The sequence below is a fragment of the Flavobacterium sp. genome (genome assembly GCF_043760115.1).
Lineage (GTDB): Bacteria > Bacteroidota > Bacteroidia > Flavobacteriales > Flavobacteriaceae > Flavobacterium.
Window position 1 is genome coordinate 1 of record NZ_JAYUPK010000084.1, and the last position, 19940, is coordinate 19940.

General features: G+C 29.3%; 24 protein-coding genes. 10 read left to right on the forward strand and 14 right to left on the reverse strand.

Translation table 11 applies throughout. The annotated features are described in order from the left end of the window. The 9 genes from ACH2BC_RS07080 to ACH2BC_RS07120 form a co-directional block, all read right to left on the reverse strand. On the reverse strand, positions 1-1084 hold a 1084-nt coding region (locus ACH2BC_RS07080; protein ID WP_395053292.1), incomplete at its 3' end, for an FAD-dependent oxidoreductase. A gap of 78 nt (positions 1085-1162) precedes the next feature. Then, positions 1163-1726, reverse strand: a complete 564-nt coding sequence (locus tag ACH2BC_RS07085) for a Crp/Fnr family transcriptional regulator (protein WP_395053293.1) — start codon at positions 1724-1726, stop codon at positions 1163-1165. Between the two features lie 198 nt (positions 1727-1924). Continuing rightward, complete coding sequence (locus tag ACH2BC_RS07090) at positions 1925-2863, reverse strand: oxidoreductase (RefSeq protein WP_395053294.1); 939 nt, start codon at positions 2861-2863, stop codon at positions 1925-1927. Between the two features lie 21 nt (positions 2864-2884). After that, positions 2885-3814, reverse strand: a complete 930-nt coding sequence (locus ACH2BC_RS07095) for a helix-turn-helix domain-containing protein (RefSeq protein ID WP_395053295.1) — start codon at positions 3812-3814, stop codon at positions 2885-2887. 76 nt (positions 3815-3890) lie between these two features. Next, positions 3891-4847, reverse strand: a complete 957-nt coding sequence (locus ACH2BC_RS07100; RefSeq protein WP_395053296.1) for an SDR family NAD(P)-dependent oxidoreductase — start codon at positions 4845-4847, stop codon at positions 3891-3893. Between the two features lie 57 nt (positions 4848-4904). Further along, the gene (locus ACH2BC_RS07105) at positions 4905-5360 is read right to left on the reverse strand and encodes a TetR/AcrR family transcriptional regulator (RefSeq protein WP_395053297.1); all 456 of its coding nucleotides are present in this window, start codon (positions 5358-5360) and stop codon (positions 4905-4907) included. Then, entirely contained in the window at positions 5335-5442 is a 108-nt protein-coding gene (locus ACH2BC_RS07110) for a TetR family transcriptional regulator (RefSeq protein WP_395053298.1), read from the reverse strand. Before ACH2BC_RS07110 ends, ACH2BC_RS07105 begins: the two co-directional genes overlap by 26 nt. Before the next feature lie 82 nt (positions 5443-5524). Further along, the gene (locus tag ACH2BC_RS07115; protein WP_395053299.1) at positions 5525-6163 is read right to left on the reverse strand and encodes a hypothetical protein; all 639 of its coding nucleotides are present in this window, start codon (positions 6161-6163) and stop codon (positions 5525-5527) included. A 229-nt stretch (positions 6164-6392) separates the two neighbouring features. After that, the gene (locus tag ACH2BC_RS07120; RefSeq protein WP_395053300.1) at positions 6393-6971 is read right to left on the reverse strand and encodes a Crp/Fnr family transcriptional regulator; all 579 of its coding nucleotides are present in this window, start codon (positions 6969-6971) and stop codon (positions 6393-6395) included. 260 nt (positions 6972-7231) lie between these two features. Between ACH2BC_RS07120 and ACH2BC_RS07125 the strand changes: the two genes are divergently transcribed. From ACH2BC_RS07125 to ACH2BC_RS07135, 3 genes are all read left to right on the forward strand, one after another. Continuing rightward, positions 7232-7945, forward strand: a complete 714-nt coding sequence (locus ACH2BC_RS07125; protein ID WP_395053301.1) for a pirin family protein — start codon at positions 7232-7234, stop codon at positions 7943-7945. Positions 7946-8030: 85 nt separating this feature from the next. Further along, positions 8031-8312, forward strand: a complete 282-nt coding sequence (locus ACH2BC_RS07130) for a GNAT family N-acetyltransferase (RefSeq protein ID WP_395053302.1) — start codon at positions 8031-8033, stop codon at positions 8310-8312. A gap of 75 nt (positions 8313-8387) precedes the next feature. Then, a complete protein-coding gene (locus ACH2BC_RS07135) occupies positions 8388-8543 on the forward strand; it encodes a (4Fe-4S)-binding protein (RefSeq protein WP_395053315.1) in 156 nt (51 codons plus the stop codon). A 10-nt stretch (positions 8544-8553) separates the two neighbouring features. Here the strand turns inward: ACH2BC_RS07135 and ACH2BC_RS07140 are convergent, their stop codons facing one another. Beyond that, positions 8554-10188: a hypothetical protein gene (locus tag ACH2BC_RS07140; protein ID WP_395053303.1), complete on the reverse strand. Its 1635-nt coding sequence runs from the start codon at positions 10186-10188 to the stop codon at positions 8554-8556. Positions 10189-10316: 128 nt separating this feature from the next. Between ACH2BC_RS07140 and fabD the strand changes: the two genes are divergently transcribed. Further along, positions 10317-11189, forward strand: a complete 873-nt coding sequence (gene fabD / locus ACH2BC_RS07145) for an ACP S-malonyltransferase (RefSeq protein ID WP_395053304.1) — start codon at positions 10317-10319, stop codon at positions 11187-11189. Here fabD and ACH2BC_RS07150 read toward each other — a convergent pair. Together ACH2BC_RS07150 and ACH2BC_RS07155 are read right to left on the reverse strand one after the other, a co-directional pair. Next, positions 11186-11932 carry a LytR/AlgR family response regulator transcription factor gene (locus tag ACH2BC_RS07150; protein WP_395053305.1) on the reverse strand — a complete coding sequence of 249 codons (747 nt, stop codon included), beginning with the start codon at positions 11930-11932 and terminating at the stop codon, positions 11186-11188. The two genes, fabD and ACH2BC_RS07150, sit on opposite strands and share 4 nt — an antisense overlap. Further along, entirely contained in the window at positions 11932-12987 is a 1056-nt protein-coding gene (locus tag ACH2BC_RS07155; protein ID WP_395053306.1) for a sensor histidine kinase, read from the reverse strand. The genes ACH2BC_RS07150 and ACH2BC_RS07155 overlap by 1 nt, the downstream gene beginning before the upstream one ends. A gap of 221 nt (positions 12988-13208) precedes the next feature. On the opposite strand from ACH2BC_RS07155, the gene ACH2BC_RS07160 reads away from it, so the two are divergent. The 3 genes from ACH2BC_RS07160 (at position 13209) to ACH2BC_RS07170 (ending at position 15658) form a co-directional block, all read left to right on the forward strand. Then, positions 13209-14576, forward strand: coding sequence for a T9SS type A sorting domain-containing protein (locus tag ACH2BC_RS07160; protein ID WP_395053307.1), 1368 nt, complete (start codon positions 13209-13211; stop codon positions 14574-14576). Between the two features lie 124 nt (positions 14577-14700). Continuing rightward, a complete protein-coding gene (locus ACH2BC_RS07165; protein ID WP_395053308.1) occupies positions 14701-15330 on the forward strand; it encodes a hypothetical protein in 630 nt (209 codons plus the stop codon). A 76-nt stretch (positions 15331-15406) separates the two neighbouring features. After that, positions 15407-15658 carry a hypothetical protein gene (locus ACH2BC_RS07170; protein WP_395053309.1) on the forward strand — a complete coding sequence of 84 codons (252 nt, stop codon included), beginning with the start codon at positions 15407-15409 and terminating at the stop codon, positions 15656-15658. A 72-nt stretch (positions 15659-15730) separates the two neighbouring features. Here the strand turns inward: ACH2BC_RS07170 and galE are convergent, their stop codons facing one another. Together galE and ACH2BC_RS07180 are read right to left on the reverse strand one after the other, a co-directional pair. Then, entirely contained in the window at positions 15731-16747 is a 1017-nt protein-coding gene (gene galE / locus ACH2BC_RS07175) for a UDP-glucose 4-epimerase GalE (RefSeq protein ID WP_395053310.1), read from the reverse strand. Positions 16748-16972: 225 nt separating this feature from the next. Beyond that, positions 16973-18103, reverse strand: a complete 1131-nt coding sequence (locus ACH2BC_RS07180) for a DegT/DnrJ/EryC1/StrS family aminotransferase (protein WP_395053311.1) — start codon at positions 18101-18103, stop codon at positions 16973-16975. Positions 18104-18322: 219 nt separating this feature from the next. Here ACH2BC_RS07180 and ACH2BC_RS07185 point away from each other — a divergent pair, with 219 nt between their 5' ends. From ACH2BC_RS07185 to ACH2BC_RS07195, 3 genes are all read left to right on the forward strand, one after another. Further along, complete coding sequence (locus ACH2BC_RS07185; RefSeq protein WP_395053312.1) at positions 18323-18562, forward strand: hypothetical protein; 240 nt, start codon at positions 18323-18325, stop codon at positions 18560-18562. Beyond that, positions 18553-18819 carry a type II toxin-antitoxin system RelE/ParE family toxin gene (locus ACH2BC_RS07190; protein ID WP_395053313.1) on the forward strand — a complete coding sequence of 89 codons (267 nt, stop codon included), beginning with the start codon at positions 18553-18555 and terminating at the stop codon, positions 18817-18819. Before ACH2BC_RS07185 ends, ACH2BC_RS07190 begins: the two co-directional genes overlap by 10 nt. Then, positions 18820-19940: 3-deoxy-D-manno-octulosonic acid transferase (locus ACH2BC_RS07195; RefSeq protein ID WP_395053314.1), on the forward strand; the 1121-nt coding region annotated here is incomplete at its 3' end. It abuts the gene before it with no gap.

The window sequence follows — 19940 nt, forward strand, 5'->3', positions numbered from 1 at the left end:
TCTTAAAGTTTGAATTTCCATTTATAATTTGTTCAGAAATATATTGTCCCAATATTTCAGCATCTTCAATAGCAAGACTTGCACCCATTCCGATAGTAGGCATAATTGCGTGCGCTGCATCGCCAATCATAATTATATTTCCAAAATCGTTGTATGGTTTTTTTGCAACGTCACTATCTCTCATTTTCCATAAATAAATTTTGAAAGAATTCCAATCTGGTATCCATTCAAAGGCTTGAGTTAGCATATCATTCTGGAATGAACAATCTGTTGCAAGTAATTTAGCAATACTTTCTTTTTGATTTACATTTAATTCATTCCACGTTAATTCAGGACTTACATTAGACGATTTCCAAAATTCAATTTGTACAACATCATCAAATCCAATTCCAACTGCAAAGCGATTTTTACCCATTGGGAAAAAGGTTGCTGTTGTAGATTTGCCTAAAACCACATAACATTCTCCTGTGTTTGAAAATGTTTTAAAGTATTGTGGTGCTTCTTGTGGAACTTCAATGAGCATATATAGACAAGAAAAACCTCTTGTATGAATGTAGTTTTCGTTTTTAAAATATTCTTTCCTAACTACAGAACCTATTCCGTCTGCTGAAACCAAAAGATCAAACTCAAAATTTTCATTTTTAACTTCAATTCCTTCGCAAAAAACACCTACTTTATTTTGCGTAGCATTAATAGTTTTTACGTTAAGTTGTCTATAAACTTTTGTTCGGGTTAATAGTTTTGTAAGTTCGGCAAGAAATTCTTGTCTAATTACTGTTACCGTCAAATCGGGATTTGTAGTGACTCCAAATTTTTGTTTTTTGTTTGTTCTTGAATTGAAAAAACTTATTCTAGAAGTTGCTAATCCACAAGATAATGCTTTTTCTTTAATGCCAATGCGTTGAAGGGCTAAACAGGCTCGAGATTGAATTCCATATTCTACACCCGGATAATCAATTGCACTTTGATTTTTATCAATCAAAGTAATTTCTACATTATCGTTTGATTTGCAATAAGCCTCGAGAGCGAGTGCAGTTACTAAACCTGCTGGACCTGCTCCAATAATTCCAATTTTAATTGCCATTGTTTTAATTTTTTATATTGAAGTACAAAGGACACTAAAATATAGGCATTCAAAATTGTCAAATGGCAATTAATAAAATTATTTTATGCCTTTTCTTAAACGGCTTAATGAACTTGGTGTAACACCCAAAAACGAAGCCAAATGTTTTAATGGTACTCTTTGTAAAAAATCAGATTCTTGCATTGCCGTTAGATAACGTTCTTCTGCTGTGAATGATTGAAATCCAATGACTCCTTCAACTAAATTCAGAAAATTATTTTCCCATATTTTCCTTCCAAATTCTTGCCAAGACGGAAATTGTTTATATAATTGTTCCATTTTATCGGCTTTTATAGTTAATAAAACAGTTTCTTCAATGGCTTGAAAATTAAATTTTGATAACGATTTGTTCTTAATACTTGCTAAATCAGTAAAAAATTCATTTTCTAATGCAATCCAACTTGTAATTTGTCTGTCGTTTTGATTAAAATATACACGAATTCCTCCTGATATTATAAAATAGTAATCAGTCGCCAAATGTCCTTGCTTTAAAACAAATTTATCTTTTGCAATCGTAGTTTCAATAAAATTTGAAAGTATTATATTTAATTCAGTCTCTTCAATATTTATTTGCGATTTTATATTATTTTTTAATTTATTCATTTGATGTTCTAAATTCTCATTATGAAATTTATAAGGAGTACAAATAAAATAATAAAATTAAAAAAAACCGCTAATCTTTCATTGAAAAATTTGCGGTTAGAAAAAAATCAGTATTTATTCTTTAAATATTTATAAAATTATTTTCTAATAGATATGATAATAATATTTACTACCAATATCACCTTTAGAAAAGTTAAGTTAAAATGGAAAATTGGTTTGAGTCGTTTCCTTAGCCCAATCCCATAATTTCGCATTAAGATCTTCATTTAATGCTGCAGCATCAATTTTTGCTAAAGCAGGTTTCCCTTTTTGTTCATTGTGTCCATCTGGACCCCAATATTGTCCTCCTTTTGCATCTGGATGCAAACAAGCTGCTAAAGTTGGTTGCGCACCTTCTTTGGCAGTCATTAATTCCAATGAATCCAACATTGCTTTATCCATATTCTTTTGCAAATCGGTTTTACTGAAACCAGGATGTGCGGCTAATGAAATTGTTTGGCAGTTGTTTGCTCGGAGTCTTTTTTCAAATTCAAGTGCAAAAATAATATCTGCTAGTTTACTTTGACTATATTCTCTCCAGTTATTGTAGGGCTTCTCCAGTTTAAAATTATCAAAATCTATACTTGCTCCACGATGAGCAATGCTGCTCAAAGTAACAACACGCGCGTTTGGTGTAGATTCTAATAAATTGAACAATTGACCTGTTAAAGTAAAATGACCTATAAAATTAACTCCAAATTGAAGTTCAAATCCATCTTCACTTTTTGCTGAAGGTGGTATCATTACTCCTGCATTATTAATTAATAAGTCTAAACTTTTCTCGGTTGAAATAATTTTTTCTGCAAATGCTTTTACAGAATTAATACTACCTAAATCAAACAGCCCTAAAACTAATTCGCCACCAGTTTCAGAAATAGTTTTCATTCTCATTATGGCATCAAGACCTTTTTCTTCATCTCTACAGCCAACATATACTTTTGCTCCTTTTTGATACAAATCTAAAGCGGTTTCAAATCCTAAGCCTGTGTTTGCACCTGTTACAATTGCAATTTTACCTGTTAATTCCATACTATTTTTATTATTTAATTTATTGTACAAAGGTCTATCATTTATCAACAAATAAATTGCAAATAACAATCAATTATTTATCAAATTCAATCAATTTCGATATTTCAAAGGTGAAATCGAAGTATGCTTTTTGAAAAAATTAGAAAAATGAGCCACTTCATCAAAACCTAAAGAGTAGGCAATTTCAGAGACGTTCCATTGGGTTTGTTTCAATAAAATCTTGGCTTCTTCGGTTATTCTCCCGTTAATAATATCCGTTGTGTTTCTGCCTGTAATTTCTTTTAATACTTTGTTTAAATGATTAATGTGTACGCCCAAAACTGTTGCGAAATCAATGGGTGCTTTGAGTTGCATTAATTGCGAATTGTTTTCTATAGGAAATTGTCTTTCTAACAATTCAATGAACAAAGACGAAATTCTACCAGCAGCATTTGTAGTTACCAAATTGCTTTCCATTGGTTTTAATTTTTGTCCAGTATGAATTAATTCCAAAACATAATTGCGGAGCAAATCGTATTTGAATGCATAATCAGATGATAGCTCCGAATCCATTTTCTTGAAGATGGTTTCAATTTCAAGATATTGTTCGTCAGTAAGTTGATATACAAAATCGCTATTGTATTGATATATCGGAAAATCATCAATCAACAAACCAGTTTTTGATTTGGATAAAAACTCTTTTGTAAATACACAAAAAAATCCTGATTGATCTTTGTCTTGAGGCGAATATCGATAAGGAATTTTGGGCGTTGCAAATAGAATTCCTTGCTTTTCTATCATCACTGTTTTGTCAGCAAACTCAACTAGATTTTTACCTTTAATCAAACTGATTTTATAATACAGCTTTCGGTTATAAGTCATTTCAGACTTTTTATTACCACTAAAATAAAACTTATTTGTATCAAAAACATTAAAATGACCCAAATCATTTAGGTTCTTACTATCTAATAAATAATCTAATTTGCTTTCGCCATCGCCAAATATTTCCTTATAAAATTCTCGAATACTTATGTTTTCCATTTTTGCAAAATTCAAATAATGGCAAAGGTATAGTTTTTTATTAAATTGCGGTTTTAAAAACACTAATCCTCAAATTTTAATCATTTTTTGGTTTTTCTTTAGAAACACCAATTTGTTTGAGCATAAATTTATCCCAACCATTGTCGCCAAAAAGTCTTCGTAATCTTGGTGTTATTTTTGCTAATGCTCCTATGCAGTATCTTGTTCTTGGATTGTGAACTGTTGCCGATTTGTAAATTACTGATGCTACTTTTTCGGGTGTTAATATACCAAATGAATTGCTTTTTGGATCAAATAATTTATTGGTCATTGTTTGAAATTTTTCTCTGAAATCTAAATAAGGACTGTCTTTTATTGGACTTGGATATAACTTGTTAGAAGCATTTACAAAATTGGTATAAACACCACCTGGTTTTATCAAAACCACATCAATTCCAAATTGTCGTAATTCGCCTCGAAGCCCATCATTGAAACTTTCTAGCGCATATTTCGATGCGTGATAGGCACTAGCGCCGGGCGTTGTAAATTCTCCACCAACAGAACCAATATTGATTATACGTCCTTTTTTCTTATTTCGCAAAGTGGGCAAAACTTCTTGAGTTACTCTAAGAAGTCCAAAAACATTGACTTCAAATTGTTTTCTGATGGCATCGATTGATAGTTCTTCGATTACGCCATTTTGACCAAAGCCAGCATTATTGATTAAAATATCTACGCCGTTGGTTTGACTGTTTATTTTTTGAACGGCATCAACGATTGATTTTTCATTGGTTACGTCCAAATAAATTGTTTTGCAATTGTACTTTGTCAAATCTTCGAGCAAAACTGTGTCTTTGTCGGTTGCATAGACTTCAAATCCGTTTTCTGCAAATTTAATTGCAGTTGCTTTACCAATGCCACTTGCAGCACCAGTAATCAAAACTACTTTTTTGTTATTTTCCATATTTGTTTGTGCATTTAATTTATTGGTTACAATTGATACTGTTGTTAATGCAATCATCCCGAAAACATTTAACTTTTTTTTAATTTCCATTTTTATATCTAATTAAGGTTAATAAGTAAGTAATCACTTTTTTTATTTTCAAAAAAATTATTTTTTATATTTAGATTGAATGTAGTTAATAATGACTGTTGCATCATTTAAGTTTTCTAATTCAATAAGCGAAAGGGTTAAACCATTTAGAACTGTGAATAGATATTGGGTTTCTAGTTCTGGATTTTGAAATTTTAAATCTGCAAACGCTTGATTTAATTTTAAATAAATAGGTATTAAATATTTATTGGTATCAAAATCTTTTTTGAATTTCGAGTTTTGCGATTTAATGTTAATTTGTAATTTCCAAAATTCTTTTTCAGATAGAATTATTTTGTACGGAAGTTCGATTACTTTTAGAATTACTATTTCAGGATCATTTTCATTTATTATAGTATCTAAAAAAGGTTGAATTTTGCCAATTCCTTCGTTCATTATCTCTGTTAACAATCCTTCTTTATTGGTAAAATGTCTAAAAATTAATCCTTCAGAAACTACTGCTTTTTTTTGCAATTAAACTGGTTGAAGTATTTTCATAACCTTGGTTTGAAAATAATTCTAGTGCAATTTTTAAGATGTTATCTTTTTTGTTCATTGTTAAAAAGTGAGTAATCACAAATGTATTCAATAATTTTTAATTTATAAATATTATTAAACAAAATATTTAAAAAGCTAAATCAAATTTTGATAAATGGTAAGCCTTCTACAGATTGGAACATTACAAAAACAACATACATAAAATAAAGTATTGAAAAAATCCAAACAGATTTAGTTGCCGAAGAAATATTTAAAAACTTACTTAAAAATAATCCAAATATTGGTATGATTTGTAAACTGTGAATTCCAAAAAAATGAGCAACCCTTAAATCCCCAAAAAAAGTACTCCAATTGAGAAACCAAAGTCCGTTTCCACCATCAAATCCACCAACGGAATGTCCTGTTTTACCGCCAATATATCCACCAAACAAACTGAAAATTACAAAGTAAATTAATCCAATTTTAATACTCAAAACCATAACAGAAGAAAGATTATAAGTTCTTTGTTGGATAAAAATATAGATAATGTAAGCTGTCCATAATGTTAGGGTAAGAATAAAAATCCCCATCAGTTGATAAATTATAATACCGTAAGTATTAGAAGTATTAAAATGTGAAAGTTCGCCTCGAAAAGCTTGTGTTGTAATGGCTAATTGTTCAAAACCCATAGCGATTACTGCGACGTAAGAATAAATTTTTACTTTTTTAAAATCATTTAAATAATTTAAAATTAGTGCCATTGTCCAACTGTAAATCCAAATTGAAAGTGCAAATTTCATTGGTTTTATAACAGAATTTATTCCTAAAATAACCTCTTTATTAAATGGGAAATAGAATAAAAGCAATAAAAAAATTAGAAAATGAATTGAACCGAGCCAAAACAAAATTTTATTTTGGGTTAGTGAGGATTTTAGTTTGATGTAAAATTGAAATGATTTCATCTTTAAACAATTATAATCACAAAGATGAACAAGAGTACTTGTAAAAGAGTAAACTTAGGTTAAGAAATTATTTTTTTTCAAAAATTCTTTTTCTAATTCTACTCAAAGATTGAGGTTGCAAACCCAAATAAGATGCTAAATAATGTTGCGGAATTCTTTCGAATAATTCTGGACGCTCTTTTAATAAATTTAAATAATGTTCTTCTGGATCTTGATTGGTTCGCATACTGGTGAGTTTCATCAAATTCATAAAAGCGTTTTCTGCCATAACTCTTCCCACTTTTTCAAAAACTGGATTTGTTTTATATAAATTTTCCAAGTCAGATTTTTTGAAATGCACAACTTCGCAAGGTTCAATGGCTTGAAGATTTTCGATAGTAGGTTGACCTGTTAAAAAGCTATTATAATCTGTAAACCATCTGTTTTCAAAAAAAAATTCGACAATTTTTTCTTCGCCTTCAATATTAAAAAAATCTCGCGCCGAACCTGAATTAATAAAGAATATTTTATCACACACTTGTCCTTCTTCAAGAATAAATTCTTTTTTTGTGTACTTTTTTAACTCTATTATTCTAAGAAATGCATCCTCATCATTTTGAGAAAGTGCAACAAACGATTTAATATTATTAATGATTTGTGTTGGCATAATTTTAAAAATAGGGAAGTTTGAAACAAATGTAAAAAAATAAATTAAAGACAATAATAATCAATAAAATTAAAATACTTAATAATTTAGTACAATTCAAATGTTAAAAATTTAATTTCTTAATTTTCTTTTCATCAATCGTAAATTTGCATCATAATAAACTCTAAATTTATATATTATAACACCGAATCAAAATTCGTTATATTTAGTTACAACTTTTGTATTGGTTGCATTTGACAAATAAAAAATAATAACGACAAATGAAAAACACAACCTTACACAAAGCAAATACAAGAGGTCACGCCGATCATGGTTGGTTAAACGCTTATCATAGTTTTAGTTTTGCAAGTTGGCACAATCCAGAAAGAGTTCAATTTGGAGTTTTGCGAGTTTTAAACGACGACACAGTTGCAGCAGGAATGGGATTTGGTGAACATGGTCACGATAATATGGAAATTATTACCATTCCGCTAGAAGGTGATTTGGCGCACAAAGACAGTATGGGAAATGCCGAAACCATAAAAACTGGCGACGTTCAGGTAATGAGTGCTGGAACTGGAATTCGACACAGCGAGTTTAACCCAAATACTGACCAACACACTAAATTATTTCAGATTTGGTTGTTTCCAAAAATGCAAAATGTTACGCCACGTTACCAACAAATCACATTAGATACAGCAGAACAAAAAAATAATTTTGCTCAAATTTTATCGCCAAATGCAGATGATGAAGGCGTTTGGATTCATCAAGATGCTTGGTTTTATTTAAGTGATTTTGAGAAAGACTTTTCTAAAACTTATCAAATTAAAAAATCAGGAAATGGAATGTATGTATTTGTAATTTCTGGAACTATTACTGTTGATGGTCAAGAATTAGAAACTCGTGACGGATTGGGAATTACAAATTTTGAAACTTTAGAAATTAAAGCTACTTCTGATGCAAAATTTCTATTGATGGAAATTCCGATGGAGTAGTGATCAGTGATCAGTTTTCAGTGTTCAGTTTTCAGTTTTCAGTAATCAGTGATCAGTTTTTAGTATTCAGTTAAAAAATAAAACCATGAACGAAGTACAACAGAAAATCAATGAAAAAGATGGTGCGTTTTATATTGATGTAAATGGAAAACAACAAGCATTGATGACATTTATTTTTGCTGGAAATGACAGGTTTATAATTGATCATACCGAAGTTAATCCAGAAATTAATGGCAAAGGTTTCGGAAAAATGATGGTTGTAAAAGCAATTGAATTTGCTAGAGAACAAAAATTAAAAATAATTCCGCTTTGTCCTTTTGCGAAAAGTGTCTTTGACAAAAACCCACAATTTAATGATGTTTTATAATTATGGATGCAAACGATTTAAAAAAAGCAATATACTGATAGTGAAATTACCGTTGTATGGCAATCTGGAAAGTGCATACATTCTGGAAATTGCGTTAGAACAAATTCAGCCGTTTTTCAACCCAAAGAAAAACCTTGGATAAAAATGGACGATTCTACAACAGAAAAAATTATTGAAGCTGTAAACAATTGTCCATCTGGTGCTTTAAGTTTTTATAAAAATGAAAATTAAATTTTTAAATTTATTTTAACCTGTTTTTCATGGTTTTATTGTCAAATGATGTAACATCAATAACTTCCTCATTGTCAACATCAAATGAAATATCTATACTGTCACCAACAATTGAAATTGGCAATTGACTAGAAATTTGCGATGATCCTACAAAAATATTTTGATAATCTTTTGCTGTGAAATAATAAAAACTATTTCCGTTTTTAACATCGTTCTGTATTCTTGTAATTACAGATTTTAACATTTTTTTATTACTTAAACTTGATGTGCTTAGTTTACTTCCTGTCATATTATAAACACTTTTAAAAGAGGTTAAAGTTTCTCTCATAGAATTTCCAACACCTACAATTGTGTAATCGCTAATGGCAACCATTGCGTACATTTTTACCAATCCACCATCGTCTTTTAATGTCATTACATACGTTGGAATATTGTTTATATTATACGGAATAGGCAATGATGATTTATACTTTTTTTCTTGAACTTTTCCTTCTGCCGAACCTTGTGCTGCAATTTCTGTAGCACCACTTTGCTTGTAAAAAGTGGTTTCTTTAGTTCGCGTGTCAACTAAAACATAACCAACTGCCGATTCATCTTTTCCAACAGAAGTCAATCCGGTGTACCAATACGATTTATTATCTTTTCCATAAACCAAAGTCAAACCTTCAGTAATTTGCAATTTATTGGCATTAGAAAAATTCCAATATCCATTAACATATTCACCCCAATCATTCAATTGATTTTCAATAAAAGCTATAGGTTGAACTCTATCTACCCATTTTGGTGCATTTTTAATAGAATAATCAGTCATTGTTCCAGTTTGAGCATCAACAACAACTATTCCTGTTGCATCATTACCAGCAAAACCTATTTTTTTAGTATACTTTGTTACAACCCAATATGGTTTTCCTGCATCGTCAATTTCAAATGTATAATCTGTTAATCCAACGGTTACATAACCATTCATATATAAATGTCTTTCAATATGACTACCAAAAAAAGCTTCGTGTTGGTATTTAATTTTGATGTCTTTTCCACCAATATTCTGAACCAATTTTACATCTCTTTCATTGGTTGCCGAAACCATAACATAACCTGCAGTTCCTTCTTTATTATTTAACCATTTAAAAAAACCTGAATGTAATAATGGTGCAATCCAATATAAATCTTCTCCAACTTTTTGAATACAAAAGTTTCCTAACTCTACTTGACTTCCCAATGCTGGTTGAGAACCAAGTACTTTTTCTCCAAGCAGATAAGCTAAATCTTCATCTACAACTCGAATTTCGTCTATTGAAATTGGTTCAATATGATTGGAAATTGATTTTCCGTCGGCAACTTTTCCTATCAAATTTTTATAAGCTTCACTTCTAAACATGGCAAGACTAGTAAACAATGGAAAAAAAACAATATAAAACAATAATAATCCAGCAATTATAAAAAATATTTTTTTCGGTTTTTCTAAAAATCGTACTTTCTTTTCATTTACAACTTCAAGCCGAGTAGTGAACAAAATTGCGAAAAATGTGATTATTAAAAGAAGTATTGGAAGCGTTATAAATCCGTAATTTAGAACTGGTAATTTAAAATAAAACAATAAAAAAGCAACAATAACGATTAGTACAATAGCTTTGAAATTTTTCATAATAATGATTTTAGTTTATTATTAGACGTAACAAAAAAATTAAAGTTACAGAAATTAAATAAAATAGTATTTTTGTTACTTAATAATCCTTCGGCATTCATGAGATGCTGAGATAAATTTAGCATTAAATGAAAGCATACATATTTCCAGGTCAAGGCGCACAATTTTCAGGAATGGGAAAAGAATTATATGATAATTCAAAATTAGCAAAAGTTTTATTTGAACAAACAAATGAAATTCTAGGTTTTAGAATTACAGAAATTATGTTTAATGGAACACCAGAAGAATTGAAAGAAACTAAAGTTACGCAACCAGCTGTTTTTTTACATTCGGTTATTTTAGCTAAAACATTAGAAAATTTTAAACCAGAAATGGTTGCTGGTCATTCACTTGGAGAATTTTCGGCATTGGTTGCTAATGGAACGTTATCATTTGAAGATGGATTAAAATTAGTTTCACAAAGAGCGATTGCAATGCAAAAAGCTTGCGAAATTAAACCTTCTACAATGGCAGCAGTTTTAGGATTAGCAGATGAAATAGTAGAAGAAGTTTGCGCAAGTATAGACGGAATTGTAGTGGCAGCAAATTATAATTGTCCTGGTCAATTGGTAATATCTGGAGAATTTTCAGCAGTAGAATTGGCTTGCGAAAAAATGAAAGAAGCTGGAGCAAAAAGAGCTTTATTGTTACCAGTTGGCGGTGCTTTTCACTCACCAATGATGGAACCAGCAAGAGAAGAATTAGCAGCTGCAATTGAAGCTACAACATTTTCAAAACCAATTTGTCCTGTATATCAAAATGTAACGGCAAGTGCAGTTTCTGACGCTAATGAAATTAAAAAAAATCTAATAATTCAATTGACTGCTCCAGTAAAATGGACACAATCTGTACAACAAATGATTAAAGATGGAGCAACATTATTTACAGAAGTTGGTCCAGGAAAAGTATTGGTTGGATTGGTAAATAAAATTGATAAAGAAGTGGCAACGCATTCGGCTTAGGTAGACTTTTTCATTCCTATAGTATTTAAAAACGATTCTCTGTATTGCAATCCGATTGGAATTTCGGTTTTCCCTAAGACTACATTATTAGTTTTTATAGCAGTAATGTAGTTTTTTGATATTATAAAAGAACGATGTATTCTAATAAAAACACTATTTTCACTAATCAAATCTTCTTCCATTTTAGAAAAACTAACTAGGGTTTTTAATTGTTTTCCGTTATTTAAAAAAACTTTTGTGTAGTTCTTCATGGCTTCACAATATTGAATATCTTTTACTAAAATTGGATAGTTTAATCCTTCAGATTTTAAATATATTGTTTTTTCTAAGTCGTGCTGATTTACATTTTTTTCAGAAGAAATTACAAGATCTTCTTTACTTTTAAAAGCTTTAAAAACAGCAGTTGCAAATCGTTCAAATGAAAATGGTTTTAATAAATAATCAATTGCATTTACTTCATAACTCTCTACAGCATAGTCAGAATAGGCAGTAGTAAAAATTATTTTTATGTCTTTTTTTATAATTTTAGCCATTGCCAATCCGTTTAAATTTGGCATATTTATGTCTAAAAAAATAATATTTATACTATCATTATTAGTAATAGTTTCTAATGCTTCCATAGCATTTTTACATTCGCCTGCATTTTCTAAAAAAGCTATTTGAGCAATATAATTCTTTATGATTTGTCTAGCAATTGGTTCGTCATCAACAATTAAACAAGATGTTTTTAAAAGAGTTTTCATTAGTTTAAATTTAATGTAAGTAGGCAAATAAATTGTGAATGATCTTTTTTAATTTCTAAAAAATGATTTCCATTTGGATAAAGAACTTCTAATCTTTTTTTTACGTTTTCTAAACCTATTCCTTTTTCTAAAATATTGTTGCTTGTTGCTTTTGCATCATAATTATTGACGACTTTAAAATTTAATATTTTATCGATTGAAATTGAAAAATGTATAAAAATTTTTATTGGTTCATTAGTACTATTTCGCGAATGTTTAAATGCGTTTTCAACAAAAACCATCAATAATAATGGCGCAATTTGATAATTTTTATCTTCATCAAAATCTGAATCCATTTGCACAATTAAATTGTCTTCTAGTCTAATTTTTTCTAATTCAATATAATTCTTTAAATAGGAAATCTCACTAAACAATGCAACTTTTTCTTGATTAGTTTGATACAAAGAATAACGAAGCAAGTCTGAAAGTTTTATCATCAAATCTGGTAATTTTTTAGAATTTGAAACTGCCAATCCATAGAAATTGTTCATTGTATTAAACAAAAAATGAGGACTTATTTGTGCTTTTAAATTCTCTAACTCAAATCGCAATTGATGTTGTCTTAATTCATTTTGTGTATATTGAAATATAAAATTATCTTTTAAATATTTAAGCGCTGTAATTATAAAAAAAGTGAGTAAATGTGCAGTAATTGAATCAATAAAAATATGAAACCAATCTGTATTTTTAATATTTGGAATGCTTTCTAAATAATATTTTTGAAATATAATTCTAAAATATAAATACAAAGTCCATACAATTAATCCAACAATAAAATAAATTTCTATCTTTTTCTTTTCATTCATTTTTTTATAAAATGAAATTGTAAAGTAAACTAGTCCAATAAAAGAAACTTCCATTATTAGCATAAATTCTAAAAAAATTCTTTCATAATATACTACTGTGTAATAATACATTACTAATCTCGAGGTTGCATAAAGTAACCAAAAAACAAAATGCCAAATCCATCTATTTTTTGTGAGTAACTTTCCAGTATTTATTTTTTTAAATTCCATTGTAAAACAAAAGTCTGAAATTCAATTTTATAGAACAACTATTATGGACAAATAATCAATTTTAAGGACGAAAATAGAATTGTTTTAAAATATATTATTATTTACAATTTAAGCATCATTTTTTAATTTACATCCTACAAAATTGCTATAAGAATAGAAAATTATTTTATAACTTAAAGGTTTTATAACTTAGATTAAAATAACTTTTAAACTATGAAATCATGAAAAAAACACTACTTTTTTACTTAACATTTTTAAGCTTTTCCTTTGCAAATGCACAATGGGAAAATCAAAATGCAGGTTTTACAAATAAAACTTTGGGGTTTTATGAAATTTCTATTGTAAATGAAAACACTGTTTGGGCAATATGCTACGATGGTATTGGAGGATTATTTGGACCTACACCAATTTTAGATTTTACAAGAACTACTAATGGAGGAACAACTTGGACACCAGGAACGATGGGAAACGATACAAGTTTAGCATTCTCTAACATTTCTGCAATTAGCGCAACAGAAGCTTGGGTAGCAATGCATAAATTTAATTTTTCTGGTGGTGGCGGAATATTTCACACTATTGATGGTGGAATAAACTGGACACAAAATAATCCAGCAACTTTATACAATAATGGTTCTTTTCCAAACTTTGTTCACTTTAAAGATGCATTAAATGGAATTACTGGTGGAGATTCTAATGATGGCTATTTTGAAATTTATACAACTACTGATGGAGGAATAAATTGGACGAGAACGCCACAAATTAATATTCCAGTTCCGTTATCTGGTGGAGGATTTGGTTGGTTTGATGGATATGCTGCGGTTGGAAACACAATTTGGTTTGGAACAAATCTTGGTCAAATGTACAAATCTACCGACTTTGGATTAACTTGGACGGTTAGTACAGTTAGTCCTCAACAAGAAATGCTGTACGAAGTTGCATTTAATGACAATGGTTTAAACGGAATTTGTCACGTTAGAAATAACACATCTACAAAATTATTTTCTACAACAAATGGTGGTGCATCTTGGGTTCAAATACCAACTAATACTATTCCTTCTTGGAGACAAAGTAGAATATGTTCTGTTCCTGGAACAAATGTTTTTGTATCAACATCTGTAAATGGTGGACTAAACGGTGGATCTGCATTTTCAAATAATGCAGGAGTAACTTGGACATTAATTGAAAATGAATCTCAAAAAGCTGCTTGTAGATTTTTAAACAGTTCTACAGGTTGGTCTGGAGGTTTTTTTACTGATAATCCACAATTTGGAAACTTAGATGGACTTTTTAAGTGGGACAATTCTGTATCATTAAATATAAATACAAATGATCCAAATAAATTAGATGTTATAATTTATCCTAATCCATCTAAAGGAAATTTAAACATTACTTTTCCATCAGAAATTTTTTCAGAAATAAAAATTGAAGTAACTGATATGCTTGGTAGAATTTCATTTAAAGAGATTTATAAAAAATCTGTTACAAATGATGTAGTTCTAAATTTAGAAAATTTATCAGCAGGAAATTATATTATTAAAGTAGTATCAGATTCTAAATTTGTAACTAAAAAAATCACATTAACAGATTAAAACAATTAACTAACTTGGTTGCGCGTTTAAATTCTATTTAGTTATTTAAACAAAATTAAATCCTCATAATAAAAATATTGTGAGGATTTTTTTATATTTGAAAAATTAATTTAAAATAAACATTATGAGTATTTCTACAAAAGTAATAGAAGTTTCTGGCGAAAAAATTGAAAGTTTAGTTTTAGCAGAAAATGAATTACAGCTTATAAATAAACGATTTTCTACTGTTGAAGATTTTAACGAACAATGGAGCAAAAAGTTAACGTTAACAACCAAAAATAAAATTGAATATGCTGACATAAAAAGTATTACTAAAGAAGATGCCGATGATGATGTTGTAGTAAAATATTCTGGAAGTTTAGGAATGAGTAAAGAATGTAAAATACAATTTACTTTTGATCAAGACAGAGAAGATTTTTATACTTTTCTTCAAGATGAAAAAGGGTTTACAAAAACAGAAGAAAAACTTTCTAGTTTTAACGCTTCTAAATCTTTAATTATTACTTTATTAGTTGTAACTGGTATTGCTGTTTTCGCTTATTTTCAAGCAGTAGAAGTTGCATCGCCAGATTTTGTAGAAAATGACGATACTGGTAGAAGTGCTAGAAAGGCAAGATTATTTCATACAATTGTTCGATTTTTAGGTCCAAATGGTGTTATATTAATTGGACTTGCACTAGTTGGTTTTCTAGCATATAAAATTTGGAGCAGATATAAAAATCCACCAACTCAAATAAAATTTACAAGAAACTAGTTTTTATAAATTTTTTGGCATTCAATTTGCATTGCAAATGTTAGTTAACATTTTATTAATTTAAAAACACCAAAAAATGAAAAAAACAATTTTAGCAGTAGCATTTATGGCTATTGCAATGGTTTCTTGTCAAGACAAAACCAAAGACAAAGTAGAAGATGCTACACAAGCTGTAGGTACTGAAGTTGAAGCAAAAATTGATACTTTAACAACAAAAGCAGAAGATGCAATTGATTCAACTCAAGCAAAAGCTGCTGATGCTCTAGAAAAAGGCGCAGAAAAAATGGATGCTGCAGCAAAAAAACTAGAAGAAGCTTCTAAGAAGTAATTTCTAAATGAAAATCCTCATAAAATTAAAATTATGAGGATTTTTTTTATTTCAAAATTAGAAACTAAAACTCTATTTTTCTCTAATTTTCTTTTCCCATTTCCAAGCACTTTCTAACGATTGCTCTAATGTTGATTGTGCTTTCCAACCCAAAACTGTATTTGCTTTATCAGTATTTGCATAAGCAGAAATTACATCACCTTCTCTTCTTGGAACAATTTTATAAGGTAATTTTTGTCCAGATACTTTTTCAAATGCTGTAATTACTTCTAAAACCGAACTTCCTGTTCCTGTTCCTAAATTAAACGTTTCTACTTTTTCAATATTTTTTTTATTCAATAAACGTTGCAAAGCGATTACATGCGCTTTCGCCAAATCTACAACGTGAATATAATCACGAATACAAGTTCCGTCAAGCGTAGGATAATCGTTTCCATAGACAGAAAGTTCTTTTCGCAAACCATAACCTGTTTGAGTAATGTATGGAACCAAATTTTGAGGAACACCAATTGGTAGTTCGCCAATTTCTGCACTAGAATGAGCACCAATTGGATTAAAATAACGCAATAAAATTGAATTAATATTAGTTACTTTAGCAACATCGGTAATAATTTCTTCTCCAATTTGTTTCGTATTTCCATAAGGAGAAATGGCTGGTTGAATGGAAGCATTTTCAGTAATTGGCATTTTTTCGGCTTGACCATAAACGGTACAAGATGAACTAAAAATAAAATTCGCACTTGGCAATTCTTTTAATTCTTGCAGAATATAAACCAATGCATTGATGTTATTTTCATAATACAAAAGTGGATTTTCAACACTTTCTCCAACCGCTTTGCTGGCAGCAAAATGTATCACTCCATCAACATCATTATGTTTTTTAAAAAAATTATTTACAGATGCTTTATCTCTCAAATCCATCTTTTCAAAAATTGGTTTTTTTCCTGTAATGGCATAAATTCCATCCAAAACACTTTCAGATGAATTGGATAAATTATCAATTGCTACAACATCAAAACCTTCGTTTTGCAATTCAACAACCGTGTGCGAACCTATAAAACCTAAACCTCCTGTTACTACTATTTTCATTTATGCTGAATTTATTTCAGCATCTAATCAATGCTGAATTTATTTACTTCACTAAATATTATTTTTAGTTGTGTTCATTGAACTACGTTTCAGCATCTCATCAATGCTGAAAGTTTTATTAAAAAATTTAACGATTTGTGGCTACATTTTTAATGTATTTATTCCGAAAACGTGTACTTTATAAATTTAATTTGTTCTTATCGTAAACGTTGCAATGCAACGTTTCTACGCAAAAAACTCTAAAACTGAATCGGTTATAAATTTAATTTGTTCGTCATCCAATTCGGTGTGCATTGGTAAAGAAATTACTTCTTTCACCAACTGATTTGTAACTGGAAAATCTTCTTCTTTATATCTAACATCCAAATATGCTTTTTGTAAATGCAACGGAATTGGGTAATAAATAGCACACGGAATTCCTTTAGCCAATAAATGTTCCATCAACGCATTTCTATCAGCATCAATAATTCGTAACGTATATTGATGAAAAACGTGGCAATCGCAAATATCACAAATACTTGGCGCAACAATATTTTTATGACCTTCCAACGCAGCCGAATATTTTCTAGCAACATTTTGACGTTCTTTATTATAAGTATCTAACAAAGGTAATTTTGCATTTAAAACTGCTGCTTGAATACTGTCCAAACGCGAATTTACACCTACAACATCATGATGATATCTCACATACATTCCGTGATTTACAATTCCTCTAATTTTGTGAGCCAAAGCATCATCATTAGTAAAAATTGCACCACCATCACCATAACAACCCAAGTTTTTACTAGGGAAAAAAGAAGTTGAAGCAACGTGACCAATAGTTCCAGCTTTCTTTTTTGTGCCATCACTAAACTTACAATTAGCTCCAATTGCTTGTGCATTATCTTCAATTACAAATAAATTATATTCGTTTGCAATTCGCATAATCGCTTCCATATTTGCAGCTCTTCCAAATAAATGTACAGGAACAATTGCCTTCGTTTTTGGCGTAATCGCCTTTTTGATAGCATCAATAGAAATATTCATATTTACCAAATCAACATCAACCAAAACCGGAGTTAATTGCAATAAAGCAATCACTTCTACAGTTGCTGCAAATGTAAAATCGGCAGTAATAACCTCATCACCAGGTTTTAAATCTAATGCCATCATTGCAATTTGCAACGCATCAGTTCCGTTGGCACACGGAATTACGTGTTTTACATCAAGATATTGTTCTAAATTTTTCTGAAAACTTTGAACTTGCGGTCCGTTTATATAACTTGTAGTGTCTAAAACCTCTTGAATTGAGGCGTTTACAGTATCTTTTATTTTATCATATTGACTTTTCAAGTCAACCATTTGTAATTTTCTCATTCTAAAAATTTTAAAGTACAAAAGTATAACATTTCTTATTATTTTGAAGCGAATGGTTTGGGCTTTTTTTAGCTACCATGTTCCAGCTTTACGCAATATCTTTTTTGAAAGAAAAAAAGGATATTTGCTTCAATCTGGGCTATATAAGGTTATCATTTTTGTAAAAATCACATTTATAACATTAAAACATATTTGTTATATTTGTAAAAATAAATAAAAATGGAAACTGTACTTTTTAAAAGCAATTCTAAAAAAGATATGAATTTACTTGTAACTCTTGCCAAAAAAATTGGTATTGAGGTTCAAAAAATTTCTTCTCAAAATAATGAGCTTGACGAAAATTCTCCAGAATATGAATTAAAGGTCGAAAGAAACCTTGGAAAAATGATGGATAAAAGTAAAAATTCTCCAAAAGTTAGTGAGCACGAAGTTTTGAAAATTTTGAATAAATGGAAATAATCTACTCAAGTTCATTTTTTAAATCCATAAAAAAAGAAAAAAATAAAGAAATTTTAGAGAAAATAGAAATTACAATTACCAATGTAAAAGATGCTAATTCAATTAATGAAATTTCAAACATAAAAAAACTCTCGGGTCACAAAACCTATTACAGAATTAAAATTGGAGATTACAGATTAGGTATTGAAATTATTAATGAAATAGTTGATTTTATGGAGTTCCAACATTGCAAAGACATTTATAAAAAATTCCCTTAAATGCTTTTTCTATACAATTTAATACTTCTTTTAGCATCACAAATAGTAAAACTATTGGCGCTTTTCAGTTCAAAAATGAAACTTTTTGTAAACGGAAGAAAAGATGTTTTTACAATTTTAAAATCTAAAATTACATCAAGTGATAAAACTATTTGGTTTCACGCAGCTTCTTTGGGCGAATACGAGCAAGGTTTGCCAGTTATAGAAAAAATTAAAATTCAATATCCCAATCATAAAATTATTATAACCTTCTTTTCGCCTTCAGGTTATGAAGTTCGAAAGAACAATACAGTTGCCAACGTTACTGTTTATCTTCCATTAGACACAAAAAGTAATGTTAAAAAATTTCTAAAAATAGTTCATCCAGAAATAGTCTTTTTTATTAAATATGAGTTTTGGCCAAATTACCTTAACGAACTTAAAAATCTAAACATTAAAACCTATTTAATTTCAGGGATTTTTAGAGAGAATCAAGCGTTTTTTAAATGGTATGGTGGTTTTTATAGAAATGCTCTAAAAACATTTGACTACTTTTTTGTACAAAATGAAAGTTCTAAAAAACTACTTCAAAGTATCAACTTTAATAATGTAAAAATTTCTGGCGACACTCGTTTTGACAGAGTAATTTCTATTTTAGAAAGAGATAATTCATTGGATTTCATCGAACAATTCAAAGACAACAAAACCACAATTGTAATTGGAAGTTCGTGGCCAAAAGATGAAAATTTATTGATATACTACATCAATAATTCATCAAATAATTTAAAATTTATTATCGCGCCACACAATATAAAATCAGAACAAATTGCAAATTTAAAATCCCAAATTACCAAAAAAACCATTTTATTTTCAGACGTCGTAGAATCGTTGCATGCAACGATTTTACCAAATGCCAACGTTTTCATAATTGATACTATCGGAATTCTAACCAAAATTTACAGCTATGCAGACATTGCTTATGTTGGTGGCGGATTTGGAAATCCTGGTGTTCATAATATTTTAGAACCAGCAACTTTTGGTGTTCCTATTGTTATTGGTCCAAACTATTCCCATTTTGCCGAAGCCACAGCATTAGTTCATCAAGAAGGTTGCATTTCAATTACTAATCAAAATGAATTGAA

Excerpts from the sequence above, each read along its gene's own strand:
- ACH2BC_RS07085 (WP_395053293.1), bottom strand. The coding sequence starts at position 1,726 with ATGAATAAATTAAAAAATAATATAAAATCGCAAATAAATATTGAAGAG.
- ACH2BC_RS07095 (WP_395053295.1), bottom strand. The coding sequence starts at position 3,814 with ATGGAAAACATAAGTATTCGAGAATTTTATAAGGAAATATTTGGCGAT.
- ACH2BC_RS07100 (WP_395053296.1), bottom strand. The coding sequence starts at position 4,847 with ATGGAAATTAAAAAAAAGTTAAATGTTTTCGGGATGATTGCATTAACA.
- ACH2BC_RS07110 (WP_395053298.1), bottom strand. The coding sequence starts at position 5,442 with ATGAACAAAAAAGATAACATCTTAAAAATTGCACTAGAATTATTTTCA.
- ACH2BC_RS07115 (WP_395053299.1), bottom strand. The coding sequence starts at position 6,163 with ATGAAATTTGCACTTTCAATTTGGATTTACAGTTGGACAATGGCACTA.
- ACH2BC_RS07120 (WP_395053300.1), bottom strand. The coding sequence starts at position 6,971 with ATGCCAACACAAATCATTAATAATATTAAATCGTTTGTTGCACTTTCT.
- ACH2BC_RS07125 (WP_395053301.1), top strand. The coding sequence starts at position 7,232 with ATGAAAAACACAACCTTACACAAAGCAAATACAAGAGGTCACGCCGAT.
- ACH2BC_RS07130 (WP_395053302.1), top strand. The coding sequence starts at position 8,031 with ATGAACGAAGTACAACAGAAAATCAATGAAAAAGATGGTGCGTTTTAT.
- ACH2BC_RS07140 (WP_395053303.1), bottom strand. The coding sequence starts at position 10,188 with ATGAAAAATTTCAAAGCTATTGTACTAATCGTTATTGTTGCTTTTTTA.
- fabD (WP_395053304.1), top strand. The coding sequence starts at position 10,317 with ATGAAAGCATACATATTTCCAGGTCAAGGCGCACAATTTTCAGGAATG.
- ACH2BC_RS07150 (WP_395053305.1), bottom strand. The coding sequence starts at position 11,932 with ATGAAAACTCTTTTAAAAACATCTTGTTTAATTGTTGATGACGAACCA.
- ACH2BC_RS07155 (WP_395053306.1), bottom strand. The coding sequence starts at position 12,987 with ATGGAATTTAAAAAAATAAATACTGGAAAGTTACTCACAAAAAATAGA.
- ACH2BC_RS07160 (WP_395053307.1), top strand. The coding sequence starts at position 13,209 with ATGAAAAAAACACTACTTTTTTACTTAACATTTTTAAGCTTTTCCTTT.
- ACH2BC_RS07165 (WP_395053308.1), top strand. The coding sequence starts at position 14,701 with ATGAGTATTTCTACAAAAGTAATAGAAGTTTCTGGCGAAAAAATTGAA.
- ACH2BC_RS07170 (WP_395053309.1), top strand. The coding sequence starts at position 15,407 with ATGAAAAAAACAATTTTAGCAGTAGCATTTATGGCTATTGCAATGGTT.
- galE (WP_395053310.1), bottom strand. The coding sequence starts at position 16,747 with ATGAAAATAGTAGTAACAGGAGGTTTAGGTTTTATAGGTTCGCACACG.
- ACH2BC_RS07180 (WP_395053311.1), bottom strand. The coding sequence starts at position 18,103 with ATGAGAAAATTACAAATGGTTGACTTGAAAAGTCAATATGATAAAATA.
- ACH2BC_RS07185 (WP_395053312.1), top strand. The coding sequence starts at position 18,323 with ATGGAAACTGTACTTTTTAAAAGCAATTCTAAAAAAGATATGAATTTA.
- ACH2BC_RS07190 (WP_395053313.1), top strand. The coding sequence starts at position 18,553 with ATGGAAATAATCTACTCAAGTTCATTTTTTAAATCCATAAAAAAAGAA.